Origin of the sequence: Streptomyces sp. 891-h (assembly GCF_022760275.1) — a bacterium.
Taxonomy (GTDB): domain Bacteria; phylum Actinomycetota; class Actinomycetes; order Streptomycetales; family Streptomycetaceae; genus Streptomyces; species Streptomyces spirodelae.
In genome coordinates, this window is record NZ_CP050693.1 from 5,666,646 (window position 1) to 5,685,016 (window position 18,371).

The 18,371-nt window shown below is 73.5% G+C and carries 15 protein-coding genes; 7 read left to right on the plus strand and 8 right to left on the minus strand.

Annotation, left to right across the window (positions count from 1 at the left end; genetic code table 11):
* Positions 1 to 41 precede the first annotated feature (41 nt).
* From thiE to HC362_RS24860, 3 genes are all read left to right on the plus strand, one after another.
* The gene (gene thiE / locus HC362_RS24850) at positions 42 to 788 is read left to right on the plus strand and encodes a thiamine phosphate synthase (RefSeq protein ID WP_243086374.1); all 747 of its coding nucleotides are present in this window, start codon (positions 42 to 44) and stop codon (positions 786 to 788) included.
* Positions 789 to 1,004: 216 nt separating this feature from the next.
* The gene (gene metF / locus HC362_RS24855) at positions 1,005 to 1,946 is read left to right on the plus strand and encodes a methylenetetrahydrofolate reductase [NAD(P)H] (RefSeq protein WP_243086375.1); all 942 of its coding nucleotides are present in this window, start codon (positions 1,005 to 1,007) and stop codon (positions 1,944 to 1,946) included.
* 47 nt (positions 1,947 to 1,993) lie between these two features.
* Complete coding sequence (locus HC362_RS24860) at positions 1,994 to 3,073, plus strand: hypothetical protein (protein ID WP_243086376.1); 1,080 nt, start codon at positions 1,994 to 1,996, stop codon at positions 3,071 to 3,073.
* Positions 3,074 to 3,218: 145 nt separating this feature from the next.
* Here the strand turns inward: HC362_RS24860 and HC362_RS24865 are convergent, their stop codons facing one another.
* The 4 genes from HC362_RS24865 to HC362_RS24880 all read right to left on the minus strand — a co-directional run bounded on the left by HC362_RS24865 (position 3,219) and on the right by HC362_RS24880 (position 8,634).
* Entirely contained in the window at positions 3,219 to 4,670 is a 1,452-nt protein-coding gene (locus HC362_RS24865; RefSeq protein ID WP_243086377.1) for an NAD(P)/FAD-dependent oxidoreductase, read from the minus strand.
* 305 nt (positions 4,671 to 4,975) lie between these two features.
* Positions 4,976 to 5,605 carry a TetR/AcrR family transcriptional regulator gene (locus tag HC362_RS24870; protein ID WP_243086378.1) on the minus strand — a complete coding sequence of 210 codons (630 nt, stop codon included), beginning with the start codon at positions 5,603 to 5,605 and terminating at the stop codon, positions 4,976 to 4,978.
* Positions 5,606 to 5,657: 52 nt separating this feature from the next.
* Positions 5,658 to 7,835: a YhgE/Pip domain-containing protein gene (locus HC362_RS24875; protein WP_243086379.1), complete on the minus strand. Its 2,178-nt coding sequence runs from the start codon at positions 7,833 to 7,835 to the stop codon at positions 5,658 to 5,660.
* Positions 7,807 to 8,634, minus strand: a complete 828-nt coding sequence (locus HC362_RS24880) for an ATP-binding cassette domain-containing protein (protein WP_243086380.1) — start codon at positions 8,632 to 8,634, stop codon at positions 7,807 to 7,809. Before HC362_RS24880 ends, HC362_RS24875 begins: the two co-directional genes overlap by 29 nt.
* A gap of 277 nt (positions 8,635 to 8,911) precedes the next feature.
* Between HC362_RS24880 and HC362_RS24885 the strand changes: the two genes are divergently transcribed.
* The 3 genes from HC362_RS24885 to HC362_RS24895 all read left to right on the plus strand — a co-directional run bounded on the left by HC362_RS24885 (position 8,912) and on the right by HC362_RS24895 (position 11,157).
* Entirely contained in the window at positions 8,912 to 9,562 is a 651-nt protein-coding gene (locus tag HC362_RS24885) for an SAV_6107 family HEPN domain-containing protein (RefSeq protein WP_243086381.1), read from the plus strand.
* A gap of 93 nt (positions 9,563 to 9,655) precedes the next feature.
* On the plus strand, positions 9,656 to 10,432 hold the full coding sequence (locus HC362_RS24890; RefSeq protein ID WP_243086382.1) for a methyltransferase: 777 nt from the start codon (positions 9,656 to 9,658) through the stop codon (positions 10,430 to 10,432).
* A 296-nt stretch (positions 10,433 to 10,728) separates the two neighbouring features.
* On the plus strand, positions 10,729 to 11,157 hold the full coding sequence (locus HC362_RS24895; RefSeq protein WP_243086383.1) for a DUF3040 domain-containing protein: 429 nt from the start codon (positions 10,729 to 10,731) through the stop codon (positions 11,155 to 11,157).
* 135 nt (positions 11,158 to 11,292) lie between these two features.
* Here the strand turns inward: HC362_RS24895 and HC362_RS24900 are convergent, their stop codons facing one another.
* The 4 genes from HC362_RS24900 to HC362_RS24915 form a co-directional block, all read right to left on the minus strand.
* Positions 11,293 to 13,686, minus strand: a complete 2,394-nt coding sequence (locus HC362_RS24900; RefSeq protein WP_243086384.1) for a DUF3488 and transglutaminase-like domain-containing protein — start codon at positions 13,684 to 13,686, stop codon at positions 11,293 to 11,295.
* Entirely contained in the window at positions 13,683 to 15,161 is a 1,479-nt protein-coding gene (locus HC362_RS24905) for a DUF58 domain-containing protein (protein ID WP_243086385.1), read from the minus strand. The genes HC362_RS24900 and HC362_RS24905 overlap by 4 nt, the downstream gene beginning before the upstream one ends.
* Positions 15,161 to 16,270 (minus strand): MoxR family ATPase, encoded by a 1,110-nt coding sequence (locus HC362_RS24910; protein WP_243086386.1) that lies wholly within the window; start codon positions 16,268 to 16,270, stop codon positions 15,161 to 15,163. The genes HC362_RS24905 and HC362_RS24910 overlap by 1 nt, the downstream gene beginning before the upstream one ends.
* Before the next feature lie 164 nt (positions 16,271 to 16,434).
* Entirely contained in the window at positions 16,435 to 16,962 is a 528-nt protein-coding gene (locus HC362_RS24915; RefSeq protein WP_243086387.1) for a carbonic anhydrase, read from the minus strand.
* Positions 16,963 to 17,381: 419 nt separating this feature from the next.
* Here HC362_RS24915 and rsmH point away from each other — a divergent pair, with 419 nt between their 5' ends.
* On the plus strand, positions 17,382 to 18,353 hold the full coding sequence (gene rsmH / locus HC362_RS24920; protein WP_279240134.1) for a 16S rRNA (cytosine(1402)-N(4))-methyltransferase RsmH: 972 nt from the start codon (positions 17,382 to 17,384) through the stop codon (positions 18,351 to 18,353).
* Positions 18,354 to 18,371: the final 18 nt, after the last annotated feature.

Sequence of the window (18,371 nt, forward strand, 5' to 3'; positions counted from 1 at the left end):
CGTGGGCCCGCGCACCCCCGCACGGGGGGAACCACCGCGCCATGTCCCGCAGCACCACCACGCCCGGCACCGCGCCCGGCGCCGCCGGCTATGCCACGGCCGCCGACTCCGCCGCGTCCGGCGGGGCCCGGCAGCGGCTCGCCGACGCGCGGCTGTACCTGTGCACCGACGCCCGCAAGGTGCAGGGCGACCTGCCCGAGTTCCTGGACGCCGTGCTGGCGAACGGGGTGGACATCGTCCAGCTGCGCGACAAGGGCATGGAGGCGGCCGAGGAGCTGGAGCACCTGGCCGTCTTCGCCGACGCCTGCAGTCGGCACGGCGCGCTGCTGGCCGTCAACGACCGCGCTGATGTGGCCCACGCCGCCGGCTCCGACGTGCTCCATCTCGGCCAAGGTGATCTGCCGGTGCCCGCGGCCCGCGCGCTGCTCGGCGAACAGGTGCTGATCGGCCGTTCCACCCACTCGGCCGCGGAGGCGGACGCGGCGCTGGCCGAGCCGGGCGTCGACTACTTCTGCACCGGTCCGTGCTGGCCGACCCCCACCAAGCCGGGCCGTCCCGCACCGGGGCTGGATCTCGTCCGTCACACTGCCGCCCGTACCGGCACGGATCCGGCGTCCCGGCCGTGGTTCGCCATCGGCGGTATCGATGCGGACAATCTCGGCCAGGTGCTTCAGGCCGGTGCCCGCCGGGTGGTGGTCGTCCGCGCGCTCACCCGGGCGGACGATCCGGGGGCTGCCGCGGCCTCGCTGGCGCGGCGGCTGCGGGAGGCGGCCGAGGTCGACCGGTAGGTCCGGCGGCCGTCGCGACCGTCGCGGCCGCCCCCGCCGCGGTCATCCGTGCCGCCGCCCCGCCGCGGCCACCGGTGCCCTGACGTGGCCGTTCCCTTAACACGGGGTGGCCCTTCCGTCCAACAGGTGGACATCGGCCATCCGGGAACCGGACAGATCATCCCTAAATATGGCAGTGTCGAGTCGTTCTGCAGGCCAGGCCACTAACCTGCAGCTATGGCCATCGGTATCTCAGCTCCCAGGACAGACCGTCCGCCGACTGTGCGTGATCTGCTCGCGAGCGGAGAGCAGTCCTTCTCCTTCGAGTTCTTCGCGCCGAAGACCGAAAAAGGGGTGCGGACCCTGTGGGACGCGCTGCGCCGCATCGAGGCGGTGTCCCCGACCTTCGTGTCCGTCACCTATGGAGCGGGCGGTTCCTCGCGTGAGGGCACGGTCCGCAACACCGAGCGCATCGCCAACGAGACCACGCTGACCCCGGTCGCGCATCTGACCGCGGTCAACCACTCGCGGGCCGAGTTGCGCAACGTCATCGGGCAGTACGCGGACGCGGGCATCCGCAATGTGCTCGCGCTGCGCGGCGACCCTCCCGGCGACCCGCTGGGGGAGTGGGTCAAGCACCCCAACGGGATCAACTACGCCTCCGAGCTCGTCGAGCTGATCAAGGAATCCGGCGACTTCTGCGTCGGTGTCGCGGCCTTCCCCGAGATGCACCCGCGCTCCACCGACTGGGAGAGCGACATCCGGCACTTCGTGAACAAGTGCAAGGCCGGTGCGGACTACGCGATCACCCAGATGTTCTTCCGGGCCGAGGACTATCTGCGGCTGCGGGACAAGGTCGCGGCGGCCGGCTGCCACACGCCCATCATCCCGGAGATCATGCCCGTCACGAACGTGAAGCAGATCGAGCGGTTCGCGCAGTTGAGCAACGCCACCCTGCCGACCGAGATGATCGAGCGGCTCCACGCGGTCCAGGACGATCCGGCGGCGGTACGCTCGGTCGGAATCGAGTACGCCACAGACTTGTGTGCGAGGCTGATGGCCGAAGGCGTCCCGGGGCTGCACTTCATCACGCTCAACCACTCCACGGCGACGCTTGAGATCCACCAGAATCTCGGCCTTCGGGAGAGGGCTAACCTGGGCCTCCGCAAGGGGGCTTGAGTCACGGAGCCGCCCATGGGGCGGCGGGAGCGGGAAGAGGGGCGTAGATGGGCTGGACGGTCCTCTATATCGCGTTCGGCGTCGTCGCACTGTGGCTGCTGGGCGAGGTCCTGCTCCAGTACAAGGCCCGGCTGCGCTGGCGGGCGCTGGCCTTCGCCGGGTTCCTGGGCGTGGTGGTGGGCACGGTGCTGCCGTCGATCATCGTGATCGGCGTCGGCATCGCGGCCTTCGCCGTCGGCCAGACGTTCGTCACGCTCTCGGTACGGAGCGGGTTCACCGCCGGGTGGTCGCTCGGCGGTGGCCCCGGCTCCAGCCGACGCCGCCGCGCGGGTACGGCGACCGGCCGGGACACCGCGTCCCTGGAGGTCACCGGGCTGGAGACGCACGGCCCGGACGCGGTACCGGCCCCCGGCACGATGCCGGTTCCCGACCCGGTCGACGACTACGGCCCGCAGGGCTACGGAGGCCAGGAGCCCGCAGCGCCGTACGGGCAGGAAGCCGGTAGTGACTACGCGTACGCCGGATACGGCGCCTACAGCGGCCCCGACGACTACGAGGAAGAGACCTCCGTCTTCGGCGGGCACCCGGGAGCGATGCCCCCCTCGGCGCCGGTACCCGGCGCCGGGCCCGCGGCGGACGAGACGCAGGTGTACGCCTACGGGGAGGCGGCAGGTATCGGCGAGCAGTACGCCGGCCAGTACACCGGTTACCCGGAAGCCCCCGGCGCCGGGGACTCCGCCGCGTACCAGAACTACCCCGCGTACCAGGAGTACCCGGACCCCTACGGCGGCTACGGCGGCGGCTACGCGGACGAGTACGGCTACCCCGCGCCGCCCCAGGAGCCCGCCCAGCAGCAGCCGTACTACCCCGATGTGCCCGAGACCCCGCCGGGCGGCGTCTGGGTCCCCCAACAGCGCGACTCCGGCGCACCCCTCCCCCCGGCCGAACCGCCGCCCTACGGCGGCTACGGGAGCGGGCACGGAAACGAGTACGGAAGCGACTACGGCGGCAGCGAGTACGGCGACTACTACGCCCCCGAGACGTCCCACCAGCAGCCCCAGCCCCAGCCGTACCCGCAGCAGGCACCGCAGTACCCACCGGACTACTACGGCAGCGGCCAGTACTGAGCCACCTGCGGACACCGGGCCACCGGCGCGACGGTGACCACTGCCGGTCGCCGCGCCCGCCGACGGCCACCGGCCAGGAGGCGGGCGCACCAGCCCGGTGTCGGGCGCGACTTGCCGGAGACGTACCCCGCGTGGGGCCGGTCGGTCAGACCGAGCCGCGCCATTCAGGGTCCTGCACCAGCCCCGCCACCATGGCTCCGCTCATCCCGGCTGCGGGCAGGCCGCCGCCCGGGTGGGACCAGCCGCCCGCCGCGTAGAGCCCCGGCAGTGGGGCCGAGTTGGCCGGGTGCAGGAAAGCGCCACCGGCACCGGGTAGCGCGGGCGGCGGCACCAGGCCGCCCGGGGCGCCGGTCTCCGCCTCGTGGTCGGCGGGGGTGCGCACCTCGTGCCACAGCAGCCGCTCGCTCAGTCCCAGCCCCGCGGCGTCCGTCAGCGCCAGCAGCCGCTCGACGAGTTCCCCGGCCGTACCGGACTCGGTCCCTGTTCCCGGGGGCACCGGCAGCGTGAGCACCGCCGCCTCGTGCTGGTCGTCGGGGCGCAGTGCCGGATCGTCAGGCCGCAGCAGGGTCAGCGGCTGCCCCGGCGCCTCCGCGCGGTGCACCAGCGTCCGGTGCGGGGTGCCCTCGGGGCGGGCGCCCCGCAGCGCGAGCAGCACCGTGAACCGGGCCATGCCGCGCCCGGCGCCGCCCTGGCCACCGGGCGCGCCCGGACCGGCCCCCGCGACGACCACGTCCGCGTCCACCGTCGAGCCGTCCGCCAGCTCCACCCCGGCTGCTCGCCCGTCCTTCTCGCGTACGCCCGTCACGGCGCTGTCGAAGTGGAAGGTCACCTTCCGCTCGCGGCACCGCTCGTACAGTGCGTCGGCGAGCGCCCGCATACCGCCGCGCACGTACCAGGTGCCGAAGGTGTCCTCGACATACGCCAGTACGGCGGCGCTCGCCGGAGCCTCCGCCGGGTCCAGGCCATGCGCCCAGGCGCAGCCGCACAGCATCGCGGCCAGCCGCGGATCGCCCAGCTCGTCCCGCGCGATCTCGGCCAGCGCAGGACCGGCGGCACCTCCCGCCCGGCGAGTACGCAAGCGGCCCAGCAGCCCCTTCTTCCGCAGCGCCGGATAGGCCCCGTCCCGGACCAGCGCACCCCGCGAGGAGGGCTCGTCCCGCAGCGGCTCCTCCAACAGCGGGCGGCGCGTGACCTCCCACGCCTCGCGGGCCCGCGTCAGCATCCCGGCCCACCGCTCACCCGCGCCGGTGCCCAGCGCGTCGTCCAGCGCGGCGATCACCTTGCCCCGGGAGGCGTTCGGCAGCGTCACGGACGTCCCGTCGGCGAACACATGCCGCGCGGTGACCGGCACCTGGACCAGCTCCACCCGGTCCTCCAGCCGATCGCGGCCGGTCTTGACGAACAGATCCCGGTAGACGGCGGGCAGTTGCAGCAGCCCCGGCCCGGTGTCGAACCCGAAACCGTCCCGCACATACCGCCGCACGGCGCCCCCATGGGTCCCGCCCCGCTCGTGCACCACGACCTCGTGCCCGGCGACAGCCAACCGAGCCGCCGCCGCCATCCCACCCATCCCAGCGCCGACCACCACAACCCGCATGCCCCGACCTTATCGAGCCCCCGCCCCCGCCCACTCTCCGCCGTCGCGGCGGGAGGCCCCTTTGCCCGCCGCGACGGCGTTCGGGCAGCAGTAGGTACTCGTACTCAGGGGGGATCTTGAGTATGCGCGCGGATGGGGTGCCAGCCGGGTGGGCGGCAGAGTGGGGGGGTGACGGAAGGGGACGGGCCGGACCGCTGACACGGGGCCGCGGAACGGTGCGGCGCCCTTCCGCGAGCCACCCCCCGCACAGGTGGGGCGGCCCCGGTGGGGACGGGGCCGCCTCGCTCAGGCGGCCGGTTCCGCGGTCAGCGGGGCCGGCTTCCGCCGACCCGGCCCTGGAGCAGCAGGGACAGTGCGCCGTGTACGTCCTCGAGGGAGCGCTCCGGCTGGAACGCCTTCCAGTCGAGCGCGGCGACCAGCACCATCCCCACCAGGGCCGCGGCGGTGAGCTGGATGTCGATGTCCTCGCTGAGCTCACCCTCGGCGACCCCGGCACGCAGGACGCCCTCGACGACGGCGACCGCCTCCTTGCGTACCACCAGCAGCGTGTCGTTCCAGGCCCGTCCGGTGCGCCAGAGTTCGGCGACGTAGAGCTGGGTGAAGGCGGGGTAGCGGTCGATGAACTGGAGCCCCGCGCGGACCATCGAGTCCAGTGCGTCCACCCGGCTGCCGCCCCGGTCGGCCGTCTCCTCGGCGGCCTGCCGCAGATCGGCGGTCAGCAGTGCCACACCGTGCCGCAGCAGCTCCTCGAACAGTTCGGTCTTGCTGGCGAAGTTGTAGTAGACCGTGCCCTTGGCCACCCCCGCCCGTTCGGCGATCTCCTCGACGGTCGTCGAGGAGAACCCCTGTTCGGCGATGAGGGTGACCGCCGCCTGGAAGAGCTTGTCCCTGGTGGCGCTGCGGCTGCGTGGCGTGGTGGTGCGGGCACTCGTCATGCGGCCATTCTCCCCTCGGGACCGGCCGGGTCGGCGCGGTGTGCTCCCGGCCTCACAGCGAGATCTCCGGGCGCAGCCTGTCCAGCGTCCACACCTGCTTGCGGCGCGCTGTGACGGCCGTCAGCGCGAGGGCGCCCGCGGTGAAGGCCAGCAGCACCAGGCACGCCCGCCACACCGGCCACAGCTCGCCCCCGGTGATCAGGTGCCGCAGCCCCTCCACCACGTAACTCATGGGCAGCAGCGGGTGGAGCGCGTTGAAGAAGCCGGGGCTGGTCTGGATCGGGTACGTACCGCCGGCCGAGGTCAGCTGCAGCATCAGCATCGCCAGGACGAGGATGCGCCCTGCGGGCCCGAAGCGCGCGTTGAGGAACTGGACGATCGCCGTGAAGCACGCCGTGACCAGCACCAGGAAGCCCACCGTCGCCAGGCCGCGCGCCATCTGGAGTCCGAGCCCCCAGTGCAGCACGCTCATCAGCGCGGCCACCTGGGCCACCCCGATCGCGGCCACCGGCAGCCAGCCCGCCAGCGCGATCCGCCAGCTCGTGGCGCCCGCCGCCAGCGCCCGCTTGTTGAGCGGCTGCAGCAGCATGTAGGCGATCATCGCGCCGACCCAGAGGGAGAGCGGGATGAAGTACGGCGCGAAACCGGTGCCGTAGTTGGGCGCCGTGTGGGCCTTGTGCGAGGCCAGGTCAACCGGGTCGGCCATCACGCCGGTGCGGTCCTGCCGCTCCTTCTTGTCGTAGTCCGGTATCTGCTTCGCGCCCGCGTGCAGGCCGTGTGCCAGCTTTCCCGAGCCGTCGGCCAGTTTGAACAGGCCACCGTCGAGCGTGGCGGCGCCGCCGGAGAGTTCGCCGAGGCCCGAGTGGAGCTTCCCGGCGCCCTTGGCGACCTTGTGAGCGCCCTTGTTGAGGGCGTTGATCTGCCGTACGGCGCTGTCCACGTCCTGCTGGAGGTGCGGGGCCCGGGCTGCGACCTTGTTCGCGGCCCGGTTCAGCTGGTCGAGGTGGCGGCCGAGTTCGTCGAGGTTCTTCTCGTTCTGGACGTAGCCGTTGAGCTTCGCTGCGACCTTCGCCGAGCGTTCCGCCGCGTCGACGGCCTTCTTCAACTCCGCGCAGGAGTCGGCCGCTGCCTTGCCCTTGGCGGCCCCCGACCCGCTCGGGGAGCCGCTCGTGGGCCCGCTCGGGGAGCCGCTCGTGGACGGGTTCGTGGACGGGTTCGGGAGAGGCAGGTCGGGGGTGGGCTTGTCCGGTGCTGGGGTGCTCGGGCCGGGGCTGCTGGGGGCGGGCAGGTCCGGGCCGGGTCCGGACGGCCCGCCCTTGCCGCAGCGTGCCGAGTACAGCTTCGAGAGCGCGTCGGCGGCCTTGCGCGAGTCGGTCTGGGCACGCTGCGCGTCGGCCGGCAGCTTGCCGAGGTTCTTCTTGAGCGTCTTGCTGGTACGGGCCACTCCCCGCGCGGCCTCGCCCACTTCACCGCTGTGCGCCTTGAGGAACGGCCGTACCTCGTCGGCGGCGCCGTTCACCTTGTCGGCCAGCTTCTGGGTGCCCGCGGCGACCTTGCCCGCGCCGCTCTTGAGATCGCCGCTGCCGGTCTCCGCGTCGCCCAGGCCGCTCTTGAGCCTGCCCGCGCCCTTCTTCGCCTTGCCGATGCCGGCGCCCAGGTCGTCGGCGCCCTCGGCGGCCTTCGCCGTCTTGCCGTGCAGAGTGGAGAAGGAGACGTAGATCTTGTCGAAGAAGCCGCGCGAGACCTTGCTGGAGGCCCCGGCGCGGAGCTCGGAGAAGACGGTGCGGGAGATCTGCCCGACGATGTAGTTGTTGGCGTCGTTGGTGCGCACCTCGAGCGCGCCCGTCTCGGGGGAGTCGCCCGAGCTGGAGGAGACCCGCTTGCTGAAGTCGGCGGGCACCGTCAGCGACAGGTAGTACCGCCCGTCCTCGACCCCCTTGCGGGCGTCCGCGGCGCTGGTCTCCTGCCAGTCGAACGAGTCGCTGTCGTGCAGGCCCTTGACGATGTCGTCGCCCGCGTCGATCCGCTCGCCCTTGACCGTGGCGCCCCGGTCCTCGTTCACCAGCGCCACCGGGACCTTGTCCAGGCGCTCGTAGGGGTTCCAGAACGACCACAGGTACAGCGCCCCGTACAGCAGCGGAAGCAGCAGCATCGCCGCCATCGCCGCTCGCGGCAGCCGTCCCCTGCCGAACCGCTTCAGCTCAAGCGCGGCTAGCCTCGGCGAGCGCATCCTCCGCCCCCTCCTTCTCCGTGTCGTCGTCCTGGTCGCCCTGTGCGCCGTCGCGCCCTCGCGCGCCGTCGTGCCCGTCGCCGTGTGCACCGCCGGAGCGCGTCCTGTCCGTACGGACCACCACGGCGCCCTCGGCGGGCGGCTCGCTGCACACCGCGAGCACGGTGGTGCCCCGCTCAGCCACCGTGCGCAACAGCCCCCACGCCGCCTCGCGTTCGCTCGGAGCCAGCTTCTGGTCCCAGTCGTCGACCGCCAGCAGCCGCGGCTCGCCCAGCAGCGCCAGCGCCACGGAGAGCCGCAGCACATCGAGCCGCTCCAGGTCCCGTACGGCCGTGCGCCCGCCCCTGGGCAGCGCGTCCAGGTCGAGCCCGGCGGTCTCCAGCGCGGCCTCCAGCCGTGCCCGGCTCGCCGCGGCCCGCTCCTTGCGGGGGCGCAGCAGGGCGCGCAGCGGGCTGTCGAACCGCCGCTGGAGCAGCACCCGCTCGCGCAGCTGCTCGGTGACGGTCAGCGCCGGGTCCAGGTCGTTGACGCCGGGGACCGGGCCCAGGGCGCTGATGCGGCGTACGGGCGCGAGCCGCTTGGGCAGCGGGTGACCCGCGACCTTCGCGTGGCCGCGGCTCGCCTTCATCCGGCCGGTCAGCGCCAGCAGCAGACAGGTGCGTCCGGAGCCCGAGGGCCCGACCAGCGCGATCAGCGAGCCCGCATCGGCGGTGAAGCTCACCCCTTCGAAGACGGGGCCGCGCGGCCCGTCGAGCCCGAAGTCCTCCGCCGAGACGGCGGCTCCTCGCACGTCTGCCACGGCCCCTCCCGATGTGTCGTCGCGTCCCGCTGGGCGCGCCGTGCCCGGTCCCCGGCGCCGGGCACGGCGCTTTTGAACTGACTGGTCAGTTCAAAGTATGCAGCAGGCGGCGGCCGGGACGCCAACCGGGCCGTCCCCGCGGCGCCGCACGCCCGGCACTTCGCTGCCCCGTACGGCGTTTGCCCAGGTCGGGTCGATTGTCAGTGGCATGCGACACGATGTGCCCATACGACCGGTTCTCGAACCGGCATCAGCCGACGGGAGGTTGATTCACGTGATGCGACCTTCTCCGGGAGCGCGCCCCGCGCCCCCGCAGCCGACAGCGCCACCCGCCAGCCACCCCGAAACGCGCCCGACCCCCGACCCGCGCCCGGCCCCCGACGCCCACGACATCCACCCGGTGCTCCGCCGGGCCACCGCCCCGCCCGCCGCGCTCGACCTGCTGGCGCAGGCCCAGCACGGGCTCGACGAGGCGGCCGCCATGCAGACGGCCAACGAGCGGTATGCCACAGCGCATCTCGCCGCGCTGCGCACGGCCGCCGCCGTGCTGGCCGTCCGGGGCCGCCCGGAGCCGGCACCGCCCCGCAGGCGCGGCGCCCCCTCGCGCCGGGCGCGGCGCCCCGGCATCCGCAGCGCCTGGGAAGTGCTGCCGGAAGTCGCACCGGAACTCACCGAGTGGGCGGACCTCTTCGCCTCAGGTGCTCCCCGTCGCGCCCGCGCGGAGGCGGGCATAGCCGGCGCCGCGAGCTGGCGGGACGCCGACGACCTGGTCCACTACGCCGGGATGTTCCTCCGGCTCGTCGAGCGGATGCTCGTCGCGCAGCCGGCCCTGCCCAGGCCCCGCACGGTCACCGGCGAGGAGCAGCACACCGAGCGCCACACCGAGCACCACCGCCCGTCGCACCCCCGCGACCGGCGGGCGGGATGAGACGCCGTGCGGACGAGAGGCCCGCCGGGCGGATCAGCGGGCCCGGGAGGCAATAGGGTGGGACACGCCCGTCCCTGAGCCGAGGAGCAGTCCATGTCCCGCCCCAGCGCAACCCTCCGGACCGCAGTGGTCTGGGACGTCCTCAGGGGAGCCCTCGACCAGCGCGCCAAACTGGCGGACCGCGCCGAGTTGGAGGTGCTCGACACCGGTGGCGGCACCGGCAACTTCGCCGTGCCCGTGGCGCGCCTCGGACACCGCGTCACCGTCGTCGACCCGAGCCCCGACGCCCTTTTCGCGCTGGAGCGCCGCGCCGCCGAGGCGGGCGTCGCCGAGCGGGTCACCGGCGTCCAGGGCGATGTGCGCGGCCTCTTCGACGTGGCCGAGCGCGGCGGCTACGACGTGGTGCTCTGCCACGGCGTCCTGGAGTACGTGGACGACCCCGCGGAGGGTCTGGGCAACGCCGTCGCGGCGCTGCGCGAAGGAGGCGGCACGCTCAGTGTGCTCGCCTCGGGGCTGGGCGGAGCCGTGCTGGCGCGGGCGCTGGCCGGGCACTTCACCGAGGCGCGGCATGCGCTCACCTCACCCGGCGGGCGCTGGGGCGAGACCGACCCGATGCCCCGCAGGTTCACCCCCGAGCAGCTCACCGCACTGGTGACCAGCACAGGGTTGGAGGTGATCTCCGTGCACGGCGTACGGATCTTCGCCGACCTGGTGCCCGGCGCGCTCGTGGACACCGAGCCCGACGCGCTGGAGGCGCTGGCCAGGCTGGAGGCGGCCGCCGCCGAGCTGCCCGACTTCCAGTCGGTCGCCAGTCAGCTCCATGTGCTCGCCGAGGTCCCGCCCCGCGCGGTCCGGGCCGCCGGCCGCTGACGCCGCCGACGCCGCTCGTACCGGGCGGTCACAGCCGGCTCGTACCGCGCGGCCAGGGGCTGTCTCTTCGCGACCGCCCGATCACCCGCTGCGCGCCGTATGATCGAGGCACACCGTCCGGCATGGCGGAAAGGTGGTGCGGGAATGAACGGAACACGCCGTGGGCACCCCGTCCGTTATATCGGGTGTGGTGGGAGGAATTGGCGTAGAGGGGCGGGTTTCACGGGGGCGATTCCCTGCCTATCCTGAAAGAGTCGCATCCGGTCGCCCCCGCGACCGACGAGTAGGAGGACTCCGTGCCGCTCTCTGAGCACGAGCAGCGGATGCTCGAGCAGATGGAGCGAGCGCTGTACGCCGAAGATCCCAAGTTCGCGACAGCGCTCGAGGGAAGTGAGCTGCGCCGGTACACCCGCAAGCGGGTCTACCAAGCGGTTGCGGGCTTTCTGGTGGGTATCGCGCTCCTCATGGCCGGAATGGTCGCTCAGCAGATCTGGGTCAGCGTTGTCGGCTTCCTGGTGATGCTGGGCTGCGCGGTCCTCGCGGTCACCGGGTGGAAGAAGGCCCCCAAGCGGGGCGAAGGACAGGCCCAGGGCCAGGCTGCGCAGGGCTCCGGCTCGCCATCCGGGTCCGGCCGCCGTCAGCAGCCACGCAGCCGCAAGTCGATGATGGCCCGCATCGAGGAGCGCTGGCAGCGCCGCCGCGACGAGGGCCACGGCCACCACTGAGACGCTGGACCCGCGCCCGAAGGGGCGCGGGGAACTGCTCCCCTGGGGCACCTCCCGGCCGAAGGCTGGGGGAGCACCCGCAGCCCGCAGTCAAGGGCACCCCTCACCCGAACGGGGGCACCCCTCCCGGCTTCTTCACCGGGACAAGGCACCCCTCACCGGCTTCCGGAACGCGCCCCGCAACCGCCGCACCCTGCGGGTCGCCGACCACAGGAGCCGCACCGTGGAGGGCGGCAGCAGCAGCGCCCGTATCCGTACGGAACGCGGCGCTGCGGAGCGCAGCCCCGCCCGGATGCGCCGCACCTCACCCGCGATCCCCGGCGCCGCCCGCGGGACGGGCGCGTACAGCACCTGTTCGACCGCGAGAGCGACCCGTTGCGCCGCCTCGGCGTCTTCCTCCCGCAGTTCACCGACCCGGGCCAGCCGCGCTGCGACGGTCCGTGGTGTCGCGGAGTCCTGGGGGACGATCCCGTAGTCCCAGCCGGTGTCGATGAGCTCCTGCCAGGCGCTCAGCACCGCCTCAGGACCGCCGGTTCCCGGGGCCGGGTCACGTAGCCGCCGGGAGCGTCTGCGCATCCGCGACAGCATCGGGGCCAGCAGCAGCGCGAGCACCGCCAGCCCACCGGCGCCGAGCCCGGCGACGGCGGCCAGGGGCGGCCCCTGGCCGGAGTCGCGCGAGCCGGGGAGCGGGGCCGCGAGCCCGCACTCGGGGTCGGCCTGCTTCTGCTGTGCGGTGCACCGGTCGGACGGCGACGGATCGGCGGAGGGCTGGTCGTTCCGGCTGCGGTCGGGCAGCTCCTCGCCGGGGTCGAGGTCGGAGTCGGGCGCGTCGGGCTGGGCGTAGGGCGGGGTGGTGCCCCGTGTGGGGGTGGGCTCGAACCGGGTCCAGCCGACGCCTTCGAAGTACAGCTCGGGCCAGGCGTGTGCGTCCTGGAAGCCGACCTCCATCTTGCCGTCGCCGCGGGCCGTACCGGGGGTGAAGCCGACCGCGACGCGGGCCGGGATACCGAGGGTGCGGGCCATCGAGGCCATGGCGAAGGAGAAGTGGATGCAGAAGCCCTCCTTCTGCTTCAGGAAGTCGGCGATGGCGTTGACGCCGGTGCCGGCGGACACCTCGGTGTCGTAGGTGAAGCCGCCTTTGCTGGCGAACCAGTCCTGGAGCAGCACCGCGCGGTCGTAGTTGTCCTTGGCGCCGCGGGTGACCTTGCGCGCGGTCTCGGGTACGACGTCGGGGAGCGAGCCGGGGACCGCGGTGTACTCGCGCTTGAGCGCGGGCGGCGGTGCGGGGGCGTTGCGCAGCTGCTCGGCGGTCGGCCGCACGCGGAGGCTCTCGACGGTGTAGCGCAGGCCGCGGGTGGTCTGCCGGTCGTAGCCGACCAGGGTGCGGCCCTCCGGCTCGAACCGCCACTTGCCGTCGACGCGTACCCGCTGGGCCGGGTACGGCATGGGCAGCCAGTCCTGGGCGTAGGAGTCGCTGGCCTGGACGGTGGCGCGGACCGTGCTGGTGCGTACGCCGGGCGCCAGGCCGCGTGGTGTCGGCAGCGGGTCGGGGATCTCGCCGATGCGCCGCTCGGAGGGCTTCCACTGGGCGCCGTCGAACTTGTCGAGGGCGACGATGCGCAGGTAGAGCTCCTGGTCGTCGTCGCCCTCGGTGGAGTAGACGAGCGCGGTGCGGTCCTGCGGCTGGTTGAGGCTGTTCTTGAGGGCCACGACCGGGTTGACGGCGGAGACGGTGCCGCCGCCCTTGTCGCCGCCGCCCCGGCCGCCGGTGCCCACGTCCTCCAGCAGTCCGCCACTGAGCGAGGGCAGCGCGGCGGGCACCACCAGAGCGATGCCCAGCGCCAGCACGCCGATCCGCCGACCGGTGCGCACCGGCGCCATGGCGGGTCCGCCGACGCTGCCCGGCTGGTGCGGGGGCGCGCCCGGTCTGGCCCGGTCGGCGAAGACGCGGCCCCACTGCGAGAGCCGCTCGCGCCCCTCGGCCAGCAGGAGCAGCAGATAGCCGCCCGCGGCACACAGGAACCACAGCCAGCGGGCGCCGCCCTGGGAGAGCCCGGCGGCCACCGAGTACAGGGCGAGCAGCGGCAGCCCGGCGGGGGCCGCGCTGCGGTAGGTCACGGCGACGGTGTCCACCAGCAGGCCGATGACCAGCACACCGCCGACGAGCATCAGCCGTATGCCGTCGGTGAGCGGCGCGGGTATCGCGTACCGGCTCACGTCGTCGATGCCCTGCTGGAACAGCGTGCCGAAGCGTTCGAACCCCGCGGGGCTGGGCAGGAACCCGCCCAGCGCGTACTCCCGTGCGAAGACCACGGTCAGCAGCAGCGCCGAGACGACGGCCTGCGTCAGCACGGTCACCGGGCGGGCGAGCGGCACCCGGCGGGTGGCCGCGCCCACCCCGGTCTGTACGGCGATCAGCAGCGCGGCCTGGAGCAGCCAGGTCGCCGGATCGACCAGCGGCAGCAGCGCGCAGGCCGCGGTCAGGGTCGCCAGCGCGGCGCAGCATGCGAGCCGTCCCCGTCCGCTCATCGTTCCAGCCCCCTCGCGCTCATGTTGTCGGCTTCCTGCCACAGCGCGGCCAGCGGCGTTCCGGGGCCGCCGGGCAGCGCCGTCCACCCGGCCTCGCGCAGGGCACGCAGCGGCGCTTCCGCAGTCCTGTCCACGGGCCGGGGCGCGGCTGCCGGAGCGGCGCCGTCCGTCGGCTGCCGGACGGCGGGGCCGGGGCCCGGGCCGACGACGAACGCCACGGCGCGGTGGGAGCGCTGCCGCATCCGGCCGACCGTGCCGGCCTGTTCCTCGTCCAGGGCCCCGAGGAACGCGATCAGCAGTCCCTCGTTCCCGGCCGTTCCGCCGCGCAGCGCGTCATAGGCGCCCGCCAGCCCCTGTTCGGGTGAATGTTCGACGACGGCGAGGGTGTCCAGCAGCAGCCCCGCCGTGTCCGAGGTCTCCGAGAGGAACCCCCCGCTCTCCGGTCCGGGCGCCGCGGCCCCGGTGTCGGTCAGCAGCCGCACCGACCAGCCCCGCTCCAGCAGGTGCAGGCAGACGGAGGCGGCGGCCGCGACGGCCCACTCGAACGGGGAGTCGGGCCCCGCGCCGGGGTAGGCGCAGCGGCGGGTGTCCAGCACCACGGTGCAGCGGGCCTGCTGCGGCTGCTCCTCGCGGCGCACCATCAGCTCGCCGTAGCGCGCGGTGGACCGCCAGTGGACCCGCCGCAGGTCGTCGCCGTGCCGGTAGCCGCGCGGGATCACATCGTCGTCCCCGGCAAGGGCCAGCGCGCGCTGCCGTCCCTCCCCGTAGCCGCTGGTCTCGCCCGTCAGCCGGACGGGCGGCAGGGCTTCGACGGGCGGTACGACGGTGAGGGTGTCGTACGTACTGAAGGAGCGGGTCAGCTCGCACATCCCGAACGGGTCCGTCAGCCGCAGTTGCAGCGGGCCCAGCGGATAGCGTCCACGCAGGTCGGAGCGGACGCGGTAGGAGACCTCACGCCGCCCGCCCGGCTCCACCCGGTCCAGCACGAACCGGGGGCGGGGGCCGAGTACGTAGGGCACCCGGTCCTGCAGCATCAACAGCCCGGTGGGCAGCCGCGAGACGTTGTCGATCCGCAGGTGCACCCGGGCCTCCGAGCGGGCCGGCACCCGGGAGGGCGACAGCCTGCGGTAGCCGGCCACCCGGTAGCGGGTGCGGTGCAGCACCAGTACGCACACCAGCGGCAGCACGGCCAGCAGCACGCCGACCCGCAGCAGTTCGTCCTGGCCCAGTACGTACGCGCACAGGGCCGCCGCCACCCCGGCCGCCAGGAAGGAGCGGCCGCGCGTGGTCAGTCCGCCGAATGCCCGGCGCAGCGAACCCAGGCTCTCCCGGTCCTCCTCGGGGCCCGCGCCACCGGAGCGGCCACCACCGCGCCGGTGCGCCTCCCCGCTCCCGTACGGCTGCGTAGTGGCAGGTGGCGACGGCGGTGGCGACGACGGTGGTGGCGGGGCGCCGGGGGCCGGTCCGTAGGCCATCAGTAGCCCCGGGCCTGCCCGGGCTGCGGCCGGCCCGCCGGTGGGTGCCCGGGCGCCTGGTGTCCGGGTGCCTGCGGCTGACCGTAGGGGCCGGTCATGCCACCGGGCGCGCCCGGGGCTGTTCCGGGTGGCGTGGGGCCGGGCCCGACGGCGGGTACCGGCACCCGCTGGAGGATCTCGGTGACCACCTGCTCGGCCGTACGGCGGTTCAACTGCGCCTGCGCCGTGGGCAGCAGACGGTGCGCCAGCACCGGAACGGCCAGCGACTGCACATCGTCGGGCAGCGCGAACTCGCGCCCGGCCAGCGCCGCGGACGCCTTGGCGGCCCGCAGCAGATGCAGCGTCGCGCGCGGCGAGGCGCCCAGCCGCAGATCGGCGTGCGACCGGGTGGCGGCCACCAGTTCGACCGCGTAGCGCCGTACCGCGTCCGAGACGTGCACGCCCCGCACCGTCTCGATCAGCTTGGCGATGTCGTGGGCGTGCGCCACCGGCTGGAGGTCGTCCAGCGGGGAGGTGCTCCCGTGCACATCGAGCATCTCCAGCTCGGCGGCCGGGCTGGGGTAGCCGATGGAGACGCGCACCATGAACCGGTCCCGCTGCGCCTCGGGCAGCGGATAGGTGCCCTCCATCTCCACCGGGTTCTGGGTGGCGACCACCATGAACGGGTCGGGCAGCTCATGGGTCTGCCCGTCGATGGTGACCTGGCGCTCCTCCATCGACTCCAGCAGCGCGGACTGCGTCTTGGGCGAGGCACGGTTGATCTCGTCGCCGATGACTATCTGTGCGAAGACGGCACCGGGCTTGAACTCGAAGTCCTTGCGCTGCTGGTCGTAGACGCTCACCCCGGTGATGTCGGAGGGCAGCAGGTCGGGGGTGAACTGGATGCGGCGCACCGAGCAGTCGATGGTCTTGGCCAGCGCCTTGGCCAGCATCGTCTTGCCGACTCCGGGCACGTCCTCGATCAGCAGGTGCCCCTCGGCCAGCAGCACCGTCAGCGAGAGCCGGACGACTTCGGGCTTTCCCTCGATCACCGACTCGACACAGCGGCGTACCTCCCCCGCGGTAGCGCTCAGCTCGCTCAGGTTCGTCCGCTCGTCATAGGTCGTCACCGGCCCTCCTCGGCCCCATCCCCGTGCCCGTCCGTACGCGCCCGCCGCGTAGGAGTCCACATCCGTTCGACCGGGCCCCGCGTTGTGCGCTGTTGCGTATTCTTCACGGCGACGGGGCCTCCCGTCACTCTCCCGGGTGGCCGGGAGCAGGCTGCCCCGCGGCGTCAGGCCGGGTCGACCTCACGCAGCCGGCCCGTCGTCACGTCGAAGACGAAGCCGCGGATGTCGTCCCGGTGGGGCAGGAACGGCGAGGTCCGTACGCGCTCGATCGACTGGCGCACGTCCTGGTCCAAGTCCTTGAAGGACTCGACAGCCCAGGACGGCCGCTGACCCACTTCCAGTTCCAGTTCGTGCCGGAAATCCTCGGTGAGGTCGAGCAGTCCGCAGCCGGTGTGGTGGATCAGCACCACGGAGCGGGTGCCCAGCGCGCGCTGGCTGATGGTCAGTGAGCGGATGATGTCGTCGGTGACGACGCCGCCCGCGTTGCGGATGGTGTGGCAGTCGCCCAGCTCCAGGCCGAGTGCGGCGTGCAGATCGAGCCGGGCGTCCATGCAGGCGACAACGGCGACCTCGCGGACCGGGCGGGCGTCCATTCCGGGGTCGGCGAAGCCGCCCGCGTACTCCCGGTTCGCGGCGACGAGCTCGTCGATCACGGACGGTGCGGGCCCGGGACGGGGTTCGGATATCGACATGTGTACGACGTTAGACGCTTCCGTAACGGCCGGCCCGTCCGGGAGCGGGGAAAACCGGCGGCTCACAGCGGTGTGAAGTACCCCACAGCCCACCCGGCGGCCTCCCTGGTCCCACCCGTCCACCGCCGTCCCGGCCCGGCGCTCCGGCCACCGCCGGAATGCGCCTGGTCCCGTAGGTGGACGCGCCTGGTCCCGTAGTTGACCGCGAGGACGAGTGGACTAAAGTGACGCGAAGTGGGAGGCGACACATTCTCCCCAAGGACCCCCGAATCCCCTCGCGTGCGCGGGCGCGCACGTGCGGCTCGGCCTCCTCCCGCTCCCGGCCTCCGGCGCCCGTTCGGCGCGGGTGGCCGCTCCCCTTCGAGCGGGCGGGGACCAAGGAGCATGTGCAAGGTGCCCGCCAGATCTGAGAGGGCACAGTGACCACCAACGAGCGGCCCGTCGGCGAACTCCACAACCCGGTGATGCTCGGGCGCACCCTGGAACTGCTCGCCCCCGCCCTCGCCGAACCCGGCGCGACCGTCGTCGACTGCACGCTCGGCCTCGGCGGCCACAGCGAGGCGCTGCTGGCCACCTTCCCCTCGGTGCGGCTGATCGGCCTGGACCGGGACACCGCCGCGCTCGAACTCGCCGGTGAGCGGCTCGCCCGCTACGCCGACCGGGCCACCTTGGTGCACGCCGTCTACGACGAGCTGCCGCAGGTGCTGGCCCGGCTGGAGGTCCCCCGGGTCCAGGGCGTGCTGTTCGACCTCGGCGTCTCCTCCCTCCAGCTGGACGAGGCCGACCGGGGCTTCGCCTATGCGCAGGACGCGCCGCTGGACATGCGCATGGACCAGACGAAGGGCCTCAGCGCTGCCGAGGTGCTCAACACCTACGCACCCGGTGACCTGGTCCGCATCCTGCGCTCCTACGGCGAGGAGAAGCAGGCCCGCCGCATCGTCGAGGCCGTCGTGCGGGAACGCGAGAAGGAACCGTTCACCCGCAGCGCCCGGCTGGTCGAGGTGATCCGAGAGGCCCTGCCGCAGGCCGCCAAGCGCACCGGTGGCAACCCGGCCAAGCGGACGTTCCAGGCGCTGCGCATCGAGGTGAACGGGGAGCTCACGGTGCTGGAGCGGGCGCTGCCCGCCGCGCTGGACGCGCTGGCGGTCGGGGGCCGGATGGCCGTCCTGGCGTACCACTCGCTGGAAGACCGGCTGGTCAAACAGCTGTTCGCCGCCGGCTCCCGCAACACGGCCCCGGCGGGGCTGCCGGTCGTACCCGAGCAGTACCAGCCCAGGCTGCGGCTGCTGACCCGGGGCGCCGAGCTGCCCACCGACGAGGAGATCGCCCGCAACCGCCGCGCCGCACCGGCCAGGCTGCGGGCCGTCCAGCGCATCAGGGAGGCACCGTGACCGCCCGCCGCACCCAGG